The 19,279-nt window shown below is 59.3% G+C and carries 13 protein-coding genes; 9 read left to right on the top strand and 4 right to left on the bottom strand.

From position 1 onward, the window contains the following. Positions 1 to 31: 31 nt before the first annotated feature. Entirely contained in the window at positions 32 to 1,030 is a 999-nt protein-coding gene (gene moaA / locus AC07T0_RS15140) for a GTP 3',8-cyclase MoaA (RefSeq protein WP_495001952.1), read from the bottom strand. A gap of 414 nt (positions 1,031 to 1,444) precedes the next feature. Here moaA and AC07T0_RS15135 point away from each other — a divergent pair, with 414 nt between their 5' ends. From AC07T0_RS15135 to AC07T0_RS15115, 5 genes are all read left to right on the top strand, one after another. Beyond that, positions 1,445 to 3,769, top strand: a complete 2,325-nt coding sequence (locus AC07T0_RS15135; protein WP_495001951.1) for an FdhF/YdeP family oxidoreductase — start codon at positions 1,445 to 1,447, stop codon at positions 3,767 to 3,769. A 93-nt stretch (positions 3,770 to 3,862) separates the two neighbouring features. Continuing rightward, positions 3,863 to 5,284 carry a cytochrome ubiquinol oxidase subunit I gene (locus AC07T0_RS15130; RefSeq protein ID WP_495001950.1) on the top strand — a complete coding sequence of 474 codons (1,422 nt, stop codon included), beginning with the start codon at positions 3,863 to 3,865 and terminating at the stop codon, positions 5,282 to 5,284. Positions 5,285 to 5,299: 15 nt separating this feature from the next. Beyond that, positions 5,300 to 6,316 (top strand): cytochrome d ubiquinol oxidase subunit II, encoded by a 1,017-nt coding sequence (gene cydB / locus AC07T0_RS15125; protein ID WP_495001949.1) that lies wholly within the window; start codon positions 5,300 to 5,302, stop codon positions 6,314 to 6,316. After that, the gene (locus tag AC07T0_RS15120) at positions 6,303 to 6,479 is read left to right on the top strand and encodes a DUF2474 domain-containing protein (protein WP_495001948.1); all 177 of its coding nucleotides are present in this window, start codon (positions 6,303 to 6,305) and stop codon (positions 6,477 to 6,479) included. Before cydB ends, AC07T0_RS15120 begins: the two co-directional genes overlap by 14 nt. Positions 6,480 to 6,634: 155 nt before the next feature. After that, on the top strand, positions 6,635 to 9,571 hold the full coding sequence (locus AC07T0_RS15115; RefSeq protein ID WP_495001947.1) for a sensor domain-containing phosphodiesterase: 2,937 nt from the start codon (positions 6,635 to 6,637) through the stop codon (positions 9,569 to 9,571). Positions 9,572 to 9,705: 134 nt separating this feature from the next. Here AC07T0_RS15115 and yiaY read toward each other — a convergent pair whose 3' ends face one another. Beyond that, on the bottom strand, positions 9,706 to 10,854 hold the full coding sequence (gene yiaY / locus AC07T0_RS15110; protein ID WP_495001946.1) for an L-threonine dehydrogenase: 1,149 nt from the start codon (positions 10,852 to 10,854) through the stop codon (positions 9,706 to 9,708). 247 nt (positions 10,855 to 11,101) lie between these two features. On the opposite strand from yiaY, the gene nosP reads away from it, so the two are divergent. Together nosP and nahK are read left to right on the top strand one after the other, a co-directional pair. Then, positions 11,102 to 12,265, top strand: coding sequence for a nitric oxide-sensing protein NosP (gene nosP / locus AC07T0_RS15105; RefSeq protein WP_495001945.1), 1,164 nt, complete (start codon positions 11,102 to 11,104; stop codon positions 12,263 to 12,265). Beyond that, positions 12,195 to 14,825, top strand: coding sequence for a hybrid sensor histidine kinase/response regulator NahK/ErcS' (gene nahK / locus AC07T0_RS15100; protein WP_495001944.1), 2,631 nt, complete (start codon positions 12,195 to 12,197; stop codon positions 14,823 to 14,825). The genes nosP and nahK overlap by 71 nt, the downstream gene beginning before the upstream one ends. Positions 14,826 to 14,842: 17 nt before the next feature. Here nahK and AC07T0_RS15095 read toward each other — a convergent pair whose 3' ends face one another. Next, positions 14,843 to 15,508: a response regulator gene (locus AC07T0_RS15095; RefSeq protein WP_495001943.1), complete on the bottom strand. Its 666-nt coding sequence runs from the start codon at positions 15,506 to 15,508 to the stop codon at positions 14,843 to 14,845. 338 nt (positions 15,509 to 15,846) lie between these two features. Between AC07T0_RS15095 and exaC the strand changes: the two genes are divergently transcribed. Together exaC and AC07T0_RS15085 are read left to right on the top strand one after the other, a co-directional pair. Next, on the top strand, positions 15,847 to 17,367 hold the full coding sequence (gene exaC, locus AC07T0_RS15090) for an acetaldehyde dehydrogenase ExaC (RefSeq protein WP_495001942.1): 1,521 nt from the start codon (positions 15,847 to 15,849) through the stop codon (positions 17,365 to 17,367). A gap of 320 nt (positions 17,368 to 17,687) precedes the next feature. Beyond that, complete coding sequence (locus AC07T0_RS15085; protein ID WP_495001941.1) at positions 17,688 to 18,872, top strand: sugar transporter; 1,185 nt, start codon at positions 17,688 to 17,690, stop codon at positions 18,870 to 18,872. Between the two features lie 12 nt (positions 18,873 to 18,884). Here AC07T0_RS15085 and AC07T0_RS15080 read toward each other — a convergent pair whose 3' ends face one another. Next, entirely contained in the window at positions 18,885 to 19,094 is a 210-nt protein-coding gene (locus tag AC07T0_RS15080; RefSeq protein ID WP_495001940.1) for a hypothetical protein, read from the bottom strand. Between the last annotated feature and the right edge of the window lie 185 nt (positions 19,095 to 19,279).

Genomic DNA, 19,279 nt, shown 5'->3' with positions numbered 1-19,279 from the left:
AACCTTATGCATAATAATGAGACCGGGCAGGTTATCCGCCGGTCATGTTCATGAAACGGACAACTTGCACCTCGTCATTGAGTTCGAAGTTGTGTCGGTACGGCTTGATTTTCATCGCTTCGGTAATCGCCTGCTCCAACCGCTGCGGCTCGCCTGGGTAGCGGCGAAGCACGTCCTTCAAGTCGAGGGAATGCTCATTGCCCAGGCACAGCAGGAGGCGGCCCTCAACGGTCAGCCGAACGCGATTGCATGTCCCGCAGAAGTTATGGCTATGGGGCGAGATGAATCCCAGGCGAATGTGTGGCGCCTCCGCCAGGCGCCAATAGCGCGAAGGGCCCTGGGTCGATTCCGCGGAGTCGATAAGGGTGTAGCGTTCGGCAATTCGTTCACGCACTTGCGCGCTGGAATAGAACGTTTCAGCACGGCTGTGCTCGCGGATGACACCCAGCGGCATCTCTTCGATGAAGGCAATGTCCAAGCCGCGATCAATTGCGAATGCCACGAGGTCGTTAATCTCATGATCGTTGCGGTCTTTCATGACGACGCAGTTGAGTTTGGTGTGTTGAAAACCGGCGGCATTGGCGGCGTCGATGCCGGCGATGACCTTGACCAGATCACCGCTGCGCGTCAGTTCGCGGAAACGCTCGGCGTCGAGGCTGTCGAGGCTGATATTCAGGCGCTTGAGCCCCGCATCAAACAGCGGTACCGCCAATTTGCCGAGCTGCGAACCGTTGGTGGTCATGCATAACTCGCGTAGACCTGGCAGCGCCGCGATGCGCTTGCAAAGGTCGACCACGCCTGGGCGAATCAACGGCTCGCCACCGGTCAGACGGATCTTTCGAGTGCCCAGGGCGACAAAGCGCTCAGCCAATTGATAGAGCTCTTCCAGCGTCAGGATGCGTTGGCGCGGCAAGAACTCCATGTCTTCGGCCATGCAATAAACACAACGGAAATCGCACCGGTCGGTGACCGACATTCTGAGGTAGTCGACCCGGCGAGAAAAACGGTCCATCAATATACGATCGGTCATCACAGCCTCCAGCGGCGGGCAGGTCCACTGTTATATAAGGGCCTTATTGAATCAAGGCTAAAGTTGTTTTTAGTCGTCGTCTAATCACTATTAACAACCGGCTGATCGAGCAAATCTATTGAGCCGTAATTCGCTTTTTTTAAGAGGGTTGTAAATCAGTATTTTATTGATTTTATGGGTTTTTTGTTTTGATAGAGGGGTTCGATGAGTCAGTCGTTAAGAGTGATTGGACAGGTGTGCCATGCACCTAATAGGCTGGGTTCGTAATCTTGAATTGGGCCCATTCAGTGGCTCGGCCTAAATAAGTTTGGCGCTGACGTTAAATACCGACGCATTGATAGACGCCTCCATACAGCTGTTAACAATGACGTTAAGTCAGGCCGTCGCCTGCGTGCAAAGTCTTGGAGAAGTACCATGAATGAAGTTGAACGTTATAAACCGTACAAGGGGGCGGCCGCCGGCTGGGGGGCGCTGATTGCGGTCACCAGGAACTGGCTGGGCAGTGAAAACGCGCTCAAGAATATTCGAGCGATGCTCAAGACCAACCAGAATGGCGGTTTTGACTGCCCGGGTTGTGCCTGGGGCGAGTCGCCGGAAAGCGGCATGGTCAAGTTCTGCGAGAACGGCGCCAAAGCGGTCAACTGGGAAGCCACCGGACGGCTGGTCAACCCGGCGTTTTTCAACAAATACACCGTGTCGTCGCTTGCGGCGCAAAGTGACTATTGGCTTGAATACCAAGGGCGCCTGACTCATCCGATGCGCTATGACGCTGCGCTTGATCGTTATGTCGAAACCAGTTGGGACGATGCCTTTGCCTTGATCGCCAAACACCTGAACAGACTGACCTCGCCCGATCAGGCCGAGTTCTATACCTCCGGTCGGGCCAGCAACGAAGCCGCTTACCTTTATCAGCTGTTTGTTCGCGCCTACGGCACCAATAACTTCCCTGACTGCTCGAACATGTGCCACGAAGCGAGTGGCCTGGGCATGGACGACAGCGTTGGCGTCGGCAAAGGCACGGTGACGTTCGATGACCTGGAAGAAGCCGACGCAATTTTTGTCATCGGCCAGAACCCTGGCACCAACCACCCGCGGATGCTTGAGCCACTGCGCGAAGCGGTGAAGCGGGGCGCGCAGGTGATCTGTTTCAACCCCCTGAAAGAGCGAGGCCTGGAGCGCTTCCAGCACCCGCAGCATCCGCTGGAAATGCTTACCAATGGGTCTGAGCCGACCTCGTCTGCCTACTTTCGTCCGGCGCTGGGCGGCGACATGGCGGCGTTTCGCGGCATCGCCAAGTTTCTGTTGCAGTGGGAGCGTGAAGCGCTGCTGAACAATGGCGAGGCCGTGTTCGACCGCGCGTTTATCGCCGAGCACACCTCAGGCCTGGACGCTTACCTGGCGGAGCTTGATGCCACGTCGTGGGAGCACATCGTTGAACAGTCTGGCCTGACGCTGGAGGACATCGAACTCGCCGCGCGGATGTACCGTCGCGCCAAGCGGGTAATCATGTGTTGGGCGATGGGCGTGACCCAGCACACTCACTCCGTCGTGACCGTGCAGGAAATCATCAACGTGCAGCTATTGCGCGGCAATATCGGCCGGCCGGGGGCAGGGCTGTCACCGGTGCGCGGGCACAGTAACGTGCAGGGCGACCGCACCATGGGCATCAACGAACTGGCTCCGGCGGAGTTGATTGACGCACTGGAAGCGCGCTTTAACTTCAAGCTTTCGCGTCGTCACGGCCACAACACGGTGATGGCGATTGCGGCGATGGAAGAAGGGCGTTCGAAAGTGTTCATCGGCCTGGGTGGTAACTTCGCCCAAGCGACGCCCGACAGTCCGCGTACCCACGACGCCTTGCGCAACTGCGAGCTGACCGTGCACATCGCCACCAAGCTCAATCGCAGCCATTTGGTCACCGGTCGTGAGGCCCTGATTTTGCCGTGCCTGGGGCGTACCGACATCGATATGCAGGAACAAGGGCCACAAGGTGTGACGGTGGAAGACACCTTCAGCATGGTGCACATTTCCCACGGCCAACTGAAACCCAAATCGCCGTTGATGCGTTCGGAGCCGGCGATCATTGCCGGGATTGCCAACGCAACGCTGGGCAAACACCCGATCGACTGGTTGTGGGCGGTTGCCGATTACAGTCGCATCCGCGACCTGATTGCCGACACCATTCCCGGCTTCAAGGACTTCAATAAAAAACTGCTGCACCCCGGCGGCTTTCACCTGGGCAACAACGCTGCCCAGCGCATCTGGAAAACCAGCACCGGCAAAGCGCAATTTGCCCCGAGCGTGTTGCCGGCACACCTGGTCAGTGAAGGCGTGCGCAACCTGGACGTGAAACCGGACCTGATCCTGCAAACCATGCGCTCCCACGATCAGTACAACACCACGTTGTATGGGCTTGATGACCGTTATCGCGGTGTCTACGGCATGCGCGAGGTGGTGTTCGTCAATGAGCTGGACATTCGCAAACTCGGTTACGAGCCGGGGCAAAAGGTCGACATGGTTTCGCTGTGGGGCGATGGCCGCGAGCGCCGAGTCAGTGGTTTTACCTTGATTGCCTACGACATTCCAGCGGGCCAGGCCGCGGCCTATTACCCGGAAACCAACCCACTCGTACCGCTGGAAAGCTACGGCGACCGTACCTTTACGCCGACCTCGAAGTTCATCGCGATTCGCCTTGAACCGGCACCGGTCAGCAACCTGATCCAGTCCTTTGGTGCTTGAACCGGGCCGGGGCGGCGTGATCGTCGCCTGGTTTTTTTCTGATCATTGGGCATCTGTTCGCTGCGAGCCGCGCAACACTCTGAGGGTATCGGCATGTTAAATTCGGGGGCACTGGACCTGGCGCGCATTCAATTCGCGTTTACGGTCTCGTTTCACATCATATTTCCCGCCATCACCATCGGGCTGGCCAGTTTCCTGGCGGTGCTCGAAGGCCTGTGGCTGAAAAGCAACAACGCGGTGTACAAGGACCTGTATCACTTCTGGTCGAAGATTTTTGCCGTCAACTTCGGCATGGGCGTGGTCTCCGGGCTGGTCATGGCCTACGAGTTCGGCACTAATTGGAGCCGTTTCTCTGACTTCGCCGGGAGTATCACCGGGCCGTTGCTCACGTATGAGGTGTTGACGGCATTCTTCCTTGAAGCTGGCTTTCTCGGGGTCATGCTGTTCGGCTGGAACCGGGTAGGGCGAGGGCTGCATTTCTTTGCCACGGTGATGGTCGCCTTCGGTACGTTGATCTCGACCTTCTGGATCCTGGCGTCCAACAGCTGGATGCAGACGCCACAGGGGTTCTCGATCGTCGATGGGCGGATCATGCCGATGGACTGGCTGGCCATCGTCTTCAATCCGTCATTCCCGTTCCGCCTGGCACACATGGCTATCGCCGCGTTTGTGGCCACGGCGTTCTTTGTCGGGTCGTCGGCGGCCTGGCATCTGCTGCGTAAAAACGACACGCCACACGTACGCAAGATGCTCTCGATGGCGTTGTGGATGGCGTTGATCGTGGCGCCGATCCAGGCGGTGGTCGGTGATGCCCATGGCCTGAACACCCTGGAGCATCAACCGGCAAAAATAGCCGCCATGGAAGGGCACTGGGAAAACATCGGTAACGAGCCGACGCCGCTGGTGTTGTTTGGGATCCCGGACATGGAGGCCGAGAAGACTCGCTACGCCATCGAAATCCCTTACCTGGGCAGCCTGATCCTGACCCACAGCCTGGATAAGCAGATCCCTGCGCTCAAGAGTTTCTCCAAGGAGGACCGTCCCAACGCGACGATCATTTTCTTCAGCTTCCGGATCATGGCCGGGCTGGGCATGTTGATGATCCTCACAGGGGTGTTGGGTCTCGCGTTACGCCGTCATGGCGCGCTGTACCGCAATCGGATGTTCCTGCGCCTGGTGTTGTTCATGGGCCCGACCGGTCTGATCGCGATGCTGGCCGGTTGGATCACTACCGAAGTGGGTCGTCAGCCGTGGGTGGTCTACGGGCTGTTGCGCACTGCCGATGCGGCATCCAATCACACCGTCACGCAACTGAGCATTTCGCTGGCGTTGTTTGTGTTGATCTACTTCTCGGTGTTCGCGGTGGGCATCGGTTACATGATGAAACTGGTACGCAAGGGCCCCCAACCGCATCACGAGCACTCACCGCAAGGTGGTCCTGGCCAGGAGCGCACGCCACGCCGCCCCTTGTCCGCCGTCGCCGAGACGCTCGCGTCCAGCGATCACGTCAACTGAACAAGGGGATTGAACATGGGTATTCAAGGCATCGATTTGTCGTTGATCTGGGGCGTCATCATTGCCTTCGGGGTGATGATGTACGTGATCATGGATGGGTTTGACCTGGGGTTGGGCATCCTGTTTCCGCTGATTCCGGATGCGCAGGAGCGCGATGTGATGATGAACACCGTCGCGCCAGTATGGGACGGTAATGAAACCTGGCTGATCCTCGGTGGGGCGGCGCTTTACGGCGCGTTTCCACTGGCTTACTCGGTGATTCTGGAGGCGTTGTACCTGCCGCTGATTTTCATGCTGGCCGGGTTGATCTTTCGCGGTGTGGCGTTTGAGTTCCGGTTCAAGGCCAGTCCTGAAAAACGTCATATCTGGGACATGGCCTTTATCGGCGGCTCTGTGCTGGCGACATTTTCCCAAGGCATCGTGATCGGCGCGTACATCGCGGGGATTCCAGTAGTCAATCGGCAGTTCGCCGGTGGCACCCTGGATTGGCTGGCACCGTTCCCGCTGTTCTGTGGGGTTGGGCTGATTGTCGCTTACGCATTGCTCGGCAGTACCTGGTTGCTGGTCAAGACCGAAGGGATGCTGGAGTCACGCATGCGTCACTACACACGGCCGCTGGCGTTCGTGCTGACGGCGATCGTCGCAGTGCTCTGCGTGTGGACGCCATGGCTGCATCCCGAGATTGCGACACGTTGGTTTACCCACGCGCATATCGTGGTGTTTGGCGGGTTGTTGGTCCTGGGTGTGCTGGCGCTGTTCGGCTTGCTTCGCACGTTACGCCAGTATCATTCTCATTGGCCCTTTGTGTGCACCCTGGTGCTGGTGTTCCTGGGCTACATCGGATTGGCGTTCAGTATCTGGCCGAACATCGTTCCACCGTCCATCAGCCTGTGGGAGGCGGCTTCGCCCCCTACAAGCCAGTTGTTCATCTTGATTGGCACACTGTTCATCCTGCCGATCATCCTGATGTACACCTGCTGGAGCTACTACGTGTTCCGCGGCAAAGTGAGGATCGGCGATGGCTACCATTGATAGCGAAAACACTGAAGTTTCGGCCGCGGAAAACGAAGCAGCCCCTTGGTCTCGACGGGTGCTTTGGTTGATCGCCATTTGGTTCGGCAGCGTGCTTGCCCTGGGAGTGGTGGCCAGCCTGTTCCGATTCATGATGCACCTGGCCGGAATGACCAATCATTGATTGGCTTGGTACGCCGGCAACGGGAGGATGGAAAATCCGTTGGATGACGTAAAGCCGAATAAATGTTTGAAAAAAACGTTATAGGCTTTACTTAGGAGGCACATTGCTAGTAATCAGTCATTGAGTATCTTCAATTTCTGGCCCAGGGAGCGCTGATGAGTGTTCGTCCATTGAGCGACTCCCCGCGGCAATCGAACGATTGCGATGTTGCCGTCTCTCAACTGCAAGGGACAGCGGATACGGTTGGCATGGCCTACGTTGGCAACGAGGACAGGATCGAACACTTGCTGGACTCAGCGCGCAACTGGGCCCATACCCGCGCCTGGGTGGTTTACCGCGCCGGAGAACAGATGCATCGGGTCGGGCAGGGCGACCCGTTGCTGCAGTGGCCCGCAAGCGTTGCCCATGAGGCGTTTGACGCCTTTTGCCTGACCCACCAATTGCATCGCTGGCCGACCGGCAAAGGCGAAAGCGTGCTGGGTTGGCTGCTCGCGCCCGTCAAGGATGCCGAGGAACCGGCGCTCGCCGAGTTTGCCCAGTGCCTGGGCATTGAGGTACAGACCAATACCCTGGCCCGTGCGCAGATCACTCAGCGTGTGCTGTATGAGATTACCTACCTGGCCAGTTCGACCCGCGACCGCTCGGTGTTTCTGGTGGGGGTTCACCAGCTGCTGGCCAGTCTGATCGACGCCGAGAACTTCTACCTCGCGCTGTATGACCCGCTCAGTGGCAAGATCGACTACCCGTACTACGTCGACATTATCGACGTGGATGCCCTCGAGGCCGAGAACTACGAATACCTCGACCCCGCGCACCTATCCTTGACCGGCCAGGTGTTGACCTCCGGCCAGCCGCTGCTGATCGACGCCGCCGGCATTCTCGCGGCCCAGGCCTGGGGCAGTTTCCACTGCGTGGGTGAGCGTCCCGAGTTCTGGATGGGCGCCCCGTTGAAAAATGCCTCGGATGAGGTGTTTGGCATGCTGGCGATGCAGGTCTACGACGTTGCCCGTATCTACAGCGCTGAAGACCGTGCGCTGTTTCTGGTGGTGGCCCGCCACGTGGCCATGGCGTTGGACCGGATCCTGCACCGGGCGGGCCTGGAAGAGACGGTGCTGCGTCGTACCCTGGAGCTTTCGGCACTCAACGATGCCTTGAGGCAGGAGGTGCTCGACCGGGAGCGTGCCGAACATCTGCAGAGCGCGTTGTTCCAGATTGCCGAACTGTCGAGCCAGCCTGGCGACATGGCCGAGTTGTTTCAAACCCTGCATGGCATCGTCGGCGAACTGTTGTTCGCGCGGAACTTCTACATTGCGCTGTTTGACGATGCCAGCGGCGAAGTGACCTTTCCGTACTATGTCGATGAGCGACAGACCACCTGCCCGACGGCACGGCGCGGGCGCCGGGGCTTGACCGAGTACGTTATCCGCCAGCGTCGAGCGTGCCTGATCGACGGCACTGAGTCCGAGCGATTGTCGGCGAGCGGCGAAACCGAAGGGGCCCATGAGTCTGTCCGATGCTATTCCTGGCTGGGCATTCCCTTGTTCGATGGCGATGTGGTGCGGGGCGTGCTTGCCGTGCAAAGCTACACCTCGCAGGTGTGCTACACCCTGCGTGACCAGGAACTGCTGACGTTCGTGTCGCGGCACATCGACACAGCGCTGTCGCGCCGCACGGCCGCCGAAGCGATCCACGCCGCCAACCTTATGCTGGAAGCCCGGGTGCAGAACCGCACCCGCGAACTCGATCATGCCAATGCCAAGCTGCAACACGAAAACTCCCACGATACGCTGACCGGGCTAGCGAACCGTACCTGCCTGCAACAGCGCCTCAACCAGGCCTGGTCGCGATTCGAGAGCGAAAGCGGGCACCTGGCGGTGATGTTCATCGACCTCGACCGCTTCAAGATGGTCAATGACAGCCTCGGCCATCATTTTGGCGACCTGCTGCTGATGCAGGCCGCCGACCGTTTGCGCGGTTGCCTGCGCGACACCGACATGCTGGCGCGTCTGGGCGGCGATGAGTTTTCGGTGCTCGCTCCCGAGGCACCACCGGACGTGGTGATCGACATTGCCGAGCGGATCCTGGTGGCGTTTGACCTGCCGTTCTTCATCAATGGCCATGAAGTTTTTTCGTCCTGCAGCATCGGTATTGTCAGCGCCGACAGCCAGTTCCATCACGAGCCGGCCGACCTGCTGCGCGATGCCGATGCGGCGATGTACCGGGTCAAGAGCGCCGGGCGCGACAGCTACGCGGTGTTCAACCAGGAAGTGCGCCGCGAAGTTTCGGACCAGGTCGAGCGTGAAGGGGCCTTGCGCAACGCCCTCAAGCGCAGCGACGAACTGCTACCGTATTTCCAGCCGATTGTCAGCGTCGAAAGCGGCGAACTGCTGGCCCTGGAAGCGCTGGTCCGCTGGCATCAGCCGGGCGGCCGGGTGATCGCGCCGGGCGAGTTCCTGCCGGACTTCGAGGGCTTGCGCCTGATCGGTCGACTGGACCTGTACATGCTGACCAGCATTGCCGTGATCCTGGCCCAACCGCAGCACGCCAACTGGCCGCCGGTGCACGTCAATTGCTCCAGCTACAGCATGACGCGCCCGGACTTCGCCAGCGATGTGCTTGCATTGCTGGCGCGGCACCAGGTCTCGCCGTCGCGGATCTGCCTGGAACTGACCGAAGGTGCCCTGGTGGCTGAGCCGGCGATGGCTCGACGAACCATGCAGCAACTGGCCGACAACGGCATGTCGGTGGTGCTCGATGACTTCGGTGCGGGGTTTTCATCCCTGAGCTACGTGCATCAATACCGTTTCAGCGGCTTGAAGATCGACAAGTCGTTCATCCTCGAACTGACCAGCAGTGCCCGCAGCCGCGCGATTGTCCGGGCGATTGTGCGGATGGCCGAGTCCCTGGACCTGAGCGTGGTGGCCGAAGGGGTCGAGGACGCCGCGACGCTTGAGTTGCTGCGCGAAATGGGCGCGGGGCAGGCCCAGGGGTATTATTTTGCCAGGCCGATGGGGTTGGAGGCGTTGATGGGGTGTTTCTCTGGCGACGGGTCGGTTCCTGGCTGGGGCAGGGGGGCTACACCCGTTCGCTAGCGCGTCGATGTTTGGCATGTTTTACAAGGACAGGCTTGCAGCGGCCAGGTGCCAACGCTTGTCTTCGAAAGAACTCGGAGTCGAACTCGAACGCCAGGAACCCGTTCGGGCGCCTGGCGTTCATCGCCTTGCAATCACATTGCGGCGTGGAAAATCTCTTCGATTTGCGCCTGTTCCGCAGTCCGGGGGTTGGTGAAGCCGCAGGCATCTTTCATGGCGTTGGCTGCCAGTGTTGGAATGTCCTCTACCTTGACCGCCAATTCGGCCAGACCGCCTGGAATACCGACATCCAAAGACAATTTACGGATGCCGGCAATGGCCGCCGCCGCGCCTTGTTCGGGGTCAAGATGTTGGGTATCCAGGCCCATCGCCCTGGCGATGTCGCTCAGGCGAGCCGGGCAGACGCTGGCGTTGAAGCTCTCGACGTGCGGCAGCAGTATCGCGTTGCAGACACCGTGTGGCAGGTCATAGAAACCACCCAGTTGGTGGGCCATGGCGTGCACGTAGCCCAGGGAGGCGTTGTTGAACGCCATCCCGGCGAGGAACTGTGCATAGGCCATATTTTCCCGCGCCGGCATGTCGCCGCCGTTGGCGACCGCGTTGCGCAGGTTGGCGGAGATCAATTCCACGGCCTTGAGCGCGCAGGCATCGGTGATCGGCGTGGCCGCGGTTGAAACGTAGGCTTCGATGGCGTGGGTCAAAGCGTCCATGCCGGTGGCGGCGGTCAGGCCTTTGGGCATGGCGGCCATCAATGAGGGATCGTTGACCGACAGCAGTGGCGTCACGTTACGGTCGACGATGGCCATTTTTACGTGGCGGGTTTCGTCGGTGATGATGCAGAAACGGGTCATCTCGCTGGCGGTGCCCGCCGTGGTATTGATGGCAATCAGCGGCATTTGTGGCTTGGCGGACTGATCGACGCCTTCGTAGTCACTGATATGCCCGCCATTGGTGGCACACAAGGCAATGCCCTTGGCGCAGTCATGGGGCGAGCCGCCGCCGAGGGAGATGATGAAATCGGCACCGCTGAGCTTGAGTTGCTCCAGACCGTTTTCGACGTTGCTCACGGTCGGATTCGGCTTGGCCCCATCGAATACTGTCGCCTGGATGTCCTGCGCCGCCAGCAGCTGGGCGACCTTGTCGGCGACTCCGGCCTTTGCCAGCCCGGCGTCGGTCACGATAAGGGCGTGACGCAAGCCATATTTGCGAATGGCGACCATGGCTTCATCGAGACTGCCGATGCCCATCATGTTTACGGACGGAATGAAGAACGTGCTGCTCATGACTAGCCCTCGTTATTGTGATTATTGGCCCGAACGGCCGGTGGTGCACTCATCAAGATGGACTCATCCTAGGAGCGAGGGCGTGACGGTTAAATGGTCCTTTAGTCCGCGCGATGGGGGTCTTTAGTCGTAGTGGCACACGGTTTCATCCTATCGGCGCGGTTACCCCCTACCCAAGTAGCATACGGACCCGGGTCCAGTCTTCGTAGACTGAGCAATCAGACAGCGCACTTTGCGGGAGGCGGCCATGCAACACACCCAAACCGATGGCGTAGTCAGCGCGATGTCGATGGCAACCGAGGCGCAAGAGGTGGCACAGGAGCTGGCGCGGCAGCTATTGCACCCGCACTTGGGTTTTGTGCTGTTCTTTTGTTCGGTCGAATACGATTTGCGAGCCTTGGGCTCGGCATTGCAGCAGAGCTTTGGCGGAATTCGCGTGGTGGGCTGTACCAGCGCCGGGGAAATCACCCCTGAGGGCTATGGCCGGGGCTGCGTGACCGCCGTGGGTTTTGATCATCGGCATTTCTCCATTGCCGCCGAGCTGATCGACGAATTGGAGCGTTTCAGCCTGATCGACGCCCAGCAAATGGTCGAGCGACTGGTCGGCGGTTGTCGCAGCAACACCCTGGCGCCGATCAAGGGCAACAGTTTCGCCCTGACGCTACTCGACGGCCTGTCCAGCCGCGAGGAAATGGTCCTGGGGGCGCTGAGCGCAGCCTTGGGCGATATCCCGCACTTTGGCGGTTCTGCCGGAGACGATAACTACCTGACCCATACCCATGTGTACTTCGGCGGCGAATTCCACAGCGGCGCGGCCGTGGTGCTGTTGATCAATACCTGGCTGGACTTCGAAGTGTTCACCACGCACCACATTTTGCCGCGTGCGGAAAAGCTGGTGGTCACTCGTGTCGACAGTGGCATGCGCCGGGTTTACGAACTCAATGCCGAGCCCGCGGCCGCGGAGTACGCGCAGATCATCGGGGTACCCGTGGCGGAGCTCAATCACCAGGTTTTTGCCGCCCACCCGTTAGCTGTCCGTATCAACGACCAGTACTACGTCAGAGCCATTCAACAGGTCAATCCTGACTTGAGCTTGAGCTTTTACTGTGCGGTGGAGAACGGCATCGTCCTCACGGCCATGACGCCTGGCCCCTTGCTGCCCAACCTGCAGACGCTGTTCGACGGCTTGCAGGAGCGCTTGGGTTCGTTGTTGCTGACTATCGGCTGCGACTGTTTCCTGCGGCGCCTGGAGCTGGAAGACGATGGCAGTGTCCAGCAGATCGGCAGCTTCCTGCGCGAGCATCGGGTGATAGGTTTCAACACCTACGGAGAACAGTTCAATGGCATGCACATCAACCAGACCTTCACCGGCGTCGCCATTGGACGGAATCGTGCCGCCATCTCCCACTGAGCTGCTTGAGCAGATCGAACAACTGCAGCGGGATAATCAAAAGCTGCGGCGGATCAATACGGCGCTGATTGAGCGGGTCGAGTCCGGTAGCGCGTGTGGCAATGACTCCTATGCGGCCTTTCAGCACTCGGTGGTCCTGGCCGAGCAGGTCAGGGAGCGTACCGATGCGTTGAACCAGGCCATGGCTGAGCTCAAGGCCAGCAATAATCTGCTCAGCGATGCACGCCTGCGGGCGGAAACGGCCCATCAACATCTGGTCGATGCCATTGAAAGCATTTCCGATGCCTTCGTGCTGTTCGATGAGGACCAGCGCATCGTGCTGTTCAACAGCCGTTTCAAAGCGTTTTGGGCCAACAGCCGGGTAAGGATCATCGGCGGCATGCGCTTGAAGGAGGTCAAGCGGTTGATGGTCAGTACCGGGCTGTTTATTGAAGAGCCACGTCACAGCGCCGACGAACACCTGCTGTATCGTCTGAATGATGGCCGCTGGTTGCAGGTCAGCGAGCGGCCGACTCGCGAGGGTGGCCGGGTGATCCTGTTTACCGACATCACCGAAGTCAAACTCAGCGAAACCATGCGCCGCGAGCAGGCCGTTGCGCAGAAGTCGCACCTGCTGCAACGGGCCGTCGACAACCTGTCCCAGGGGGTCGCGATGGTCAACGCCGAAGGTATCCTGGAGCTGTGGAATCGTCGGTTTCTGGAACTGAGCGGGTTGGCTCCGGTTGCCGCGCACAGGCTTTTTTCAGAGGTGATCGCTGACAGCGAATTGGCTCTGTTGACGCCGGCCAGCCGCGACGCCAACGGCCGAGTGATCCATGAGCGGGAGCAGCGGCTATACGACGGTCGGGTGCTGGAAATTCGCACGCATCCATTACCCACCGGCGGCTTTGTCAACACCTTCACGGACATCACCGAACGCTACCAGCATGCTGAAGCCCTCAGCGAGAGCGAGCGCTGGATTCGCTTGATCACCGACCATGTCCCAGCGCTGATTGCTTACCTGAACGCTGATCTGGTCTATGAGTTCACCAACAAGGTCTACGAACAGTGGTACTGCTGGCCACGTGGCGTGATGCTCGGACAGAGTCTGCGCGAGGTCCATAGCGAAGAGCACTACCAGCGGCTGGAAAGCTATGTCGAACGCGCCCTGGCGGGGGAAAGCGTGACCTTCGAATGCCCCGAAATCAATATCAACAATCAGCAGTGCTACATGCTGCGCTCCTATGTGCCCAATCGCCTGGCCAATGGTGAAGTGATCGGTATTTTTGTGTTGATCCGCGATATCACCGAGCGGCGCCGTACCGCTGAAGCGCTGCACCAGGCTTATCAGAACCTTGAACAGCGAGTCCGTGAACGCACCACCGAGCTGACCACCCTGAACAGCCAACTGCTGCGCGAGATCGACGAGCGCAGTCGGGTAGAGTCGCGTCTGCGTGAAGCCAAGCTCGAAGCCGAGCAGGCCAACCTGTCGAAAACCAAGTTTCTGGCCGCCGTGAGCCATGATCTGCTTCAGCCGCTCAACGCCGCACGCCTGTTTACCAGTGCCTTGTTGGAGCGTCGCGAACCGGAGGCCAACGCAATCCTGGTGCGTAATGTCAGTAACTCGCTGGAAGACGTGGAGAATTTGCTCGGGACACTGGTCGACATCTCCAAGCTTGATGCCGGGGTGATCAAGGCTGATATCGCGCCGTTTGCCCTGAGCGAACTGCTGGAAAACCTGGCGGTCGAGTTCACGCAAGCGGCCACCAGCGAGGGCTTGCGCCTGGCGTTCGTGCCGTGCTCGGCGCTGGTCCGTAGCGATATCCAGTTGCTCGCGCGGATTCTGCGCAATCTGCTGAGCAACGCCATCCGATACACCACCACTGGCCGCGTGGTACTGGGTTGTCGTCGGCATCGCCAGCGCCTGTCGATCGAGGTCTGGGATACCGGCATCGGGATTGCCGAAAACAAGCTGGAGGAAATTTTTCAGGAGTTCAAACGTGGCGACGTGCAACGGCCGCATCAGGATCGCGGGTTGGGTCTCGGGTTGGCAATTGTCGAAAAAATCGCCGGAATACTTGGGCATAAGATCAGGGTCCGCTCGACCCTCGGCAAAGGCTCGATGTTCGCTGTCGAAGTGCCGCTGACCCTCAGCGCGCCCAAACCGCAGATCCAGTTACCCATGACTGAGCCAATGCTCGAACGGTTGCGTGGGGCACGGATCTGGGTGCTGGACAATGATGCAACGATTTGCGCGGGGATGCGCACGCTGCTGGAAAGCTGGGGGTGTCAGGTTGTCACCGCGCTGTCTGAGCAGGACTTGGCGCGACAGGTGGAGAACTATCATTGCGACGCCGACCTGTTGATTGCCGATTATCACCTGGACCATGAGCAGAACGGTGTCGATGCCGTGGCGGCGATCAACGCCCGACGAGGCTTACCCTTGCCAGCGCTGATGATCACGGCCAACTACAGCAATGAACTGAAGCTGCAAATGCGTGAGCTGGGCCACACCCTGATGCACAAACCGGTGCGGCCGATGAAACTCAAAACCGCGATCAGCCATCTGCTGGGTAAATAGTCGGCAGGTTGAGCAAATCAGCGCCGCAGGTAGGCGGTGAAATCGATATCCCCGGCGCTGAGAATGGCCTGGACCCGGTTATGCACGTTGAGTTTACGCAGGATGGCCGAGACATGAGCCTTGACGGTGGTTTCGGCGATTTCCAGGGTGTAGGCGATCTGCTTGTTCGAGTCGCCCTTGGTCATCCGTTCCAGGACCAGCAATTGCTTGCGGGTCAGGGCCTGCAGTAACTCAGGCGCAAAGCTCGGCGCGCTGTTCATGCTGCGCCGGGTAGCGGTCTTTTGTGCGTGGATGATGTCCGAAGGCAGATAGACATTGCCGTTAAGGATCTGCTCAATGGCTTCGGTCATCTGCGCCCGTGGCGAAGACTTGGTAATAAAGCCCACCGCACCATACATAATGGCTTGCAGCACAATCTGTTTGTCCTGTTCGGCGGAGACAATCACCACCGGGATAGTGGGCGCCTCGTTGCGCAGATTGATCAGGCCATTGAGGCCGTGCATGCCAGGCATATTCAGATCGAGCAGAATCAGGTCGAGGTCGTCATGGCTCTGAGTCAGCGCCAGCGCGCTCTCCAGGTCAGCTGTTTCCATCACTTCGCTGCCCGGAAAACCGTCGCTGATCACATTGGCGATGGCTTCACGAAACAGCGGGTGATCATCGGCAATTAGAATTTTGTACATGGCCTTTCACCTATTTATTTTTGATTGCGGTGTGGCGGCGTGGCGTATCTGTTGTCCAGGGACAGGCGGCAGGGTATGCCGCATCAGGGGCGCTTCCTTTCTTGTCATGACGGCATTACATGCCACTGCCCAGGCTTTGTGAATGCGACGATAGTCAGGTAAACCCGTACCAAAGTACGAGGCGCTGTGCGGTTGCGGTTTTTCAGGCGGGTCCAAATTACGACTAAATGACAAGGTGACCCCTGCCAAGGGCGCATTCGTTTGGCGGCGCAGGCTCTCTAACATCTGTTCATCGCGTGTGCGACCCACAGACAACGACCCGAAAAGAGGCCTCAATCATGATTTACGCACCCCCCGGAACCCCAGGCGCTGTCGTTTCTTTCAAGTCGCGCTACGGCAATTACATCGGCGGTGAGTTCATCGCGCCGGTCTATGGCGAATACTTCACCAATACCTCACCGATCAACGGTGACGTAATTGCCCAGTTCCCTCGTTCCACTGCCGCTGATATCGAACTCGCACTGGACGCCGCGCATGGGGCGGCTGATGCCTGGGGCAAGACCTCGGCACAGGATCGTTCGCGGGTCCTGTTGAACATTGCCGATCGCATTGAACAGAATCTTGAAGTGCTGGCCGTTACCGAGACCTGGGACAACGGCAAGGCCGTGCGCGAAACCCTGAATGCCGACGTTCCGCTGGCGGCCGACCATTTCCGTTATTTCGCCGGTTGCATCCGTGCCCAGGAAGGCGGCGCCGCGGAGATCAACGAGCTGACCACGGCTTACCATTTTCATGAACCGCTGGGCGTGGTGGGGCAGATCATCCCGTGGAACTTCCCGCTGCTGATGGCGGCCTGGAAACTGGCGCCTGCGCTGGCCGCGGGCAACTGCGTGGTGCTCAAGCCGGCCGAGCAAACGCCGCTGTCGATCATGATCTTCGCAGAGCTGATCAACGACCTGCTGCCGCCGGGGGTTTTGAATATTGTGCAGGGCTTTGGCCGTGAAGCCGGTGAGGCCCTGGCCACCAGTAAGCGTATCGCCAAGATCGCTTTTACCGGCTCCACTCCGGTGGGCGCGCACATCATGAAATGCGCGGCCGAGAACATCATTCCAAGTACGGTGGAGCTGGGTGGCAAGTCGCCGAATATCTTCTTCGAAGACATCATGCAGGCCGAGCCACAGTTTATTGAAAAGGCCGCTGAGGGCCTGGTGCTGGCGTTTTTCAACCAGGGCGAAGTCTGCACCTGCCCATCGCGTGCCTTGATCCAGGAATCGATCTACGACGCGTTCATGGCGGTCGTGATGCAGAAGATCAGCCAGATCAAGCGTGGCGATCCTCTGGACACAGAGACCATGGTCGGTGCCCAGGCCTCGGAGCAGCAATACGACAAGATTCTTTCGTACCTGAAGATTGCGCAGGCGGAGGGGGCGGTGCTGTTGACCGGCGGCGCGGCGGAGCGCCTGGAAGGCGACCTGTCCAGCGGCTACTACATTCAGCCGACGCTGCTCAAAGGCAACAACAAAATGCGCGTGTTCCAGGAGGAGATCTTCGGTCCGGTCGTGGGCGTGACCACCTTCAAGGACGAAGCTGAAGCCCTGGCGATTGCCAACGACAGCGAGTTTGGCCTGGGCGCGGGTCTCTGGACCCGGGACATCAACCGTGCCTACCGCATGGGGCGGGCGATCAAGGCCGGTCGTGTGTGGACCAACTGCTATCACCTGTACCCGGCGCATGCCGCGTTCGGTGGCTACAAAAAGTCCGGTGTCGGCCGTGAAAACCACAAGATGATGCTCGACCACTACCAGCAGACCAAAAACCTGCTGGTCAGCTACGACATCAATCCGCTGGGTTTCTTTTGATACTGTGAGCGCTTCACCGGCAAACGTTTGAAACGGTAGGAACCGGGCATCCCGCTCGTTCCTACCGTTCGTTTTTTCCATTCACTCAATTCGTCGCGTTTTAGCCCTGACCTTGTGCTTCGTTCCCGTCCCCGCCTTTGCTGGAGGTGCTGGAGACCGCAATCGAGCCGCGCCCGGTTTTGCTTCTGGAATAGTAAGATGTGCTTGTCTGATATTGGATCAACTTCAGCATCCATTTCACCTCGCCCAGCTTTTCTTCCGGCTGTCTGGCCCAGAATCACCAGCCAGTTAGTCTTTGATAGCGCATAACGGATTGTTAAATGAGTACCCCGGCAACTGAAAACACCGACAACTGGCAACCGGTCATTGCGCTGGCGTTGGCCGCTTTTGTCTTCAATACCACTGAGTTCGTGCCGGTCGGCCTGTTGAGCGCCATCGGCGACAGCTTCGACCTGTCGAGCGCACAGGTCGGGTTGATGTTGACGATCTATGCCTGGGTGGTATCCCTGACGTCGCTGCCGGTGATGCTGCTCACCCGAAACATCGAGCGCCGCAAGCTGTTGATGGTGCTGTTCGGCCTGTTCATTGTCAGCCATGTGTTGTCCAGTCTGGCCGCAAGCTTTGGTGTCCTGCTGGTGAGCCGGATCGGCATCGCCTTGTCCCATGCGCTGTTCTGGTCCATCACCGCATCCCTCGCGGTGCGGGTGGCGCCGGTGGGCAAGCAGGTGCAGGCGTTGGGCCTGCTGGCGACCGGGACGTCCATGGCCTTGGTGCTGGGGATTCCGCTGGGCCGATTGCTCGGCGAAGCCATGGGCTGGCGCATTACCTTTCTGGTGATTGCCTTGATGGCGAGCGCGCTGCTGCTTTGGCTTGGCAGAACCCTGCCACTGCTGCCGAGCCAGAACTCGGGCTCCCTGAGAAGCCTGCCGGTGCTGTTCAAGCGCCCCGCGCTGGTGGCGGTCTACGGCCTGACAGCTGCGGTGATCACGGCTCAGTTCACGGCCTATAGCTATATCGAGCCGTTTATCAAAACCGTGGCCGGCATGAGCGGCGAGGTGGTGACCCTTATCCTGCTGTTGTTCGGTGGCGCGGGGATTTTCGGCTCGCTGCTGTTCAGTCGATTCAATCGGCAATACCCACAGCGCTTTCTGCTGGTTGCCACGTCGTTGCTGGTGGTGTGCCTGGCTTTGCTGTTGCCGTTGAGCGGCGAGGTTTCGACGCTGGGGGCGCTCAGCGTGTTCTGGGGCATGGCGATCATGTGCTTCGGACTGTCGCTGCAGTCGAAGGTGCTGGTGCTGGCACCGGACGCAACCGATGTGGCGATGGCGCTGTTCTCGGGGATCTACAACATCGGTATCGGGGGTGGGGCACTGGTGGGCAGTTGGGTGGGGCGGCAACTCGGGTTTGCCTATGTCGGCGTGGTGGGAGGCGTGTTGGCGGGCCTGGCGTTGGCCTTCTACGGCCTCTCGGTTTATCGCGCTGGCCGGGTCGGGGCGGGGAGCTGATTCCTGGCTGCTTTAATGGAGCGTCACAACCCTGCGACCCTCGCCGATCCGGATTCTGTCCAGCGCCCGGTTTAACGCGTCGAGGGCATCGAGGAGTGCTTTTGCCTCGGCTTCCCTGCCATCCCCCCAAAGGCGTTCAGCCATTTTGTTCAGGGCCTGGATCGATCTTTCGATATCCGCGGCGGTTGTTGTCGCGGTAGCCGCCGGTTTGATCTTTGGCATTTTCAGAGCTTCAACTGTCAGGGGTTGAGTTTATTTATCACGACAGGGAGAAGGGGGGGGGATTTATTTTCAGGGAAAAGGGGGCCTTGGCTAGTACATGGAGCTGTTGGCGATCTTGAGGGCCTCTTCGCGGGCAAGCTCCGCTCCCACAAGGGGGGGTTGAGTCGTACCTGATTTTTGTGTAC

The organism is Pseudomonas sp. GW821-FHT04D07, from assembly GCF_059420225.1.
This window is presented reverse-complemented; position numbering and strand designations above follow the sequence as displayed.

What these genes read in the sequence shown, in the direction of transcription:
- exaC (WP_495001942.1), top strand. Translation starts at nt 15,847, where the DNA reads ATGATTTACGCACCCCCCGGAACCCCAGGCGCTGTCGTTTCTTTCAAG.
- nahK (WP_495001944.1), top strand. Translation starts at nt 12,195, where the DNA reads ATGGCATGCACATCAACCAGACCTTCACCGGCGTCGCCATTGGACGGA.
- cydB (WP_495001949.1), top strand. Translation starts at nt 5,300, where the DNA reads ATGGGTATTCAAGGCATCGATTTGTCGTTGATCTGGGGCGTCATCATT.
- AC07T0_RS15095 (WP_495001943.1), bottom strand. Translation starts at nt 15,508, where the DNA reads ATGTACAAAATTCTAATTGCCGATGATCACCCGCTGTTTCGTGAAGCC.
- AC07T0_RS15085 (WP_495001941.1), top strand. Translation starts at nt 17,688, where the DNA reads ATGAGTACCCCGGCAACTGAAAACACCGACAACTGGCAACCGGTCATT.
- AC07T0_RS15135 (WP_495001951.1), top strand. Translation starts at nt 1,445, where the DNA reads ATGAATGAAGTTGAACGTTATAAACCGTACAAGGGGGCGGCCGCCGGC.
- AC07T0_RS15130 (WP_495001950.1), top strand. Translation starts at nt 3,863, where the DNA reads ATGTTAAATTCGGGGGCACTGGACCTGGCGCGCATTCAATTCGCGTTT.
- AC07T0_RS15080 (WP_495001940.1), bottom strand. Translation starts at nt 19,094, where the DNA reads ATGCCAAAGATCAAACCGGCGGCTACCGCGACAACAACCGCCGCGGAT.
- AC07T0_RS15115 (WP_495001947.1), top strand. Translation starts at nt 6,635, where the DNA reads ATGAGTGTTCGTCCATTGAGCGACTCCCCGCGGCAATCGAACGATTGC.
- yiaY (WP_495001946.1), bottom strand. Translation starts at nt 10,854, where the DNA reads ATGAGCAGCACGTTCTTCATTCCGTCCGTAAACATGATGGGCATCGGC.
- moaA (WP_495001952.1), bottom strand. Translation starts at nt 1,030, where the DNA reads ATGACCGATCGTATATTGATGGACCGTTTTTCTCGCCGGGTCGACTAC.
- nosP (WP_495001945.1), top strand. Translation starts at nt 11,102, where the DNA reads ATGCAACACACCCAAACCGATGGCGTAGTCAGCGCGATGTCGATGGCA.
- AC07T0_RS15120 (WP_495001948.1), top strand. Translation starts at nt 6,303, where the DNA reads ATGGCTACCATTGATAGCGAAAACACTGAAGTTTCGGCCGCGGAAAAC.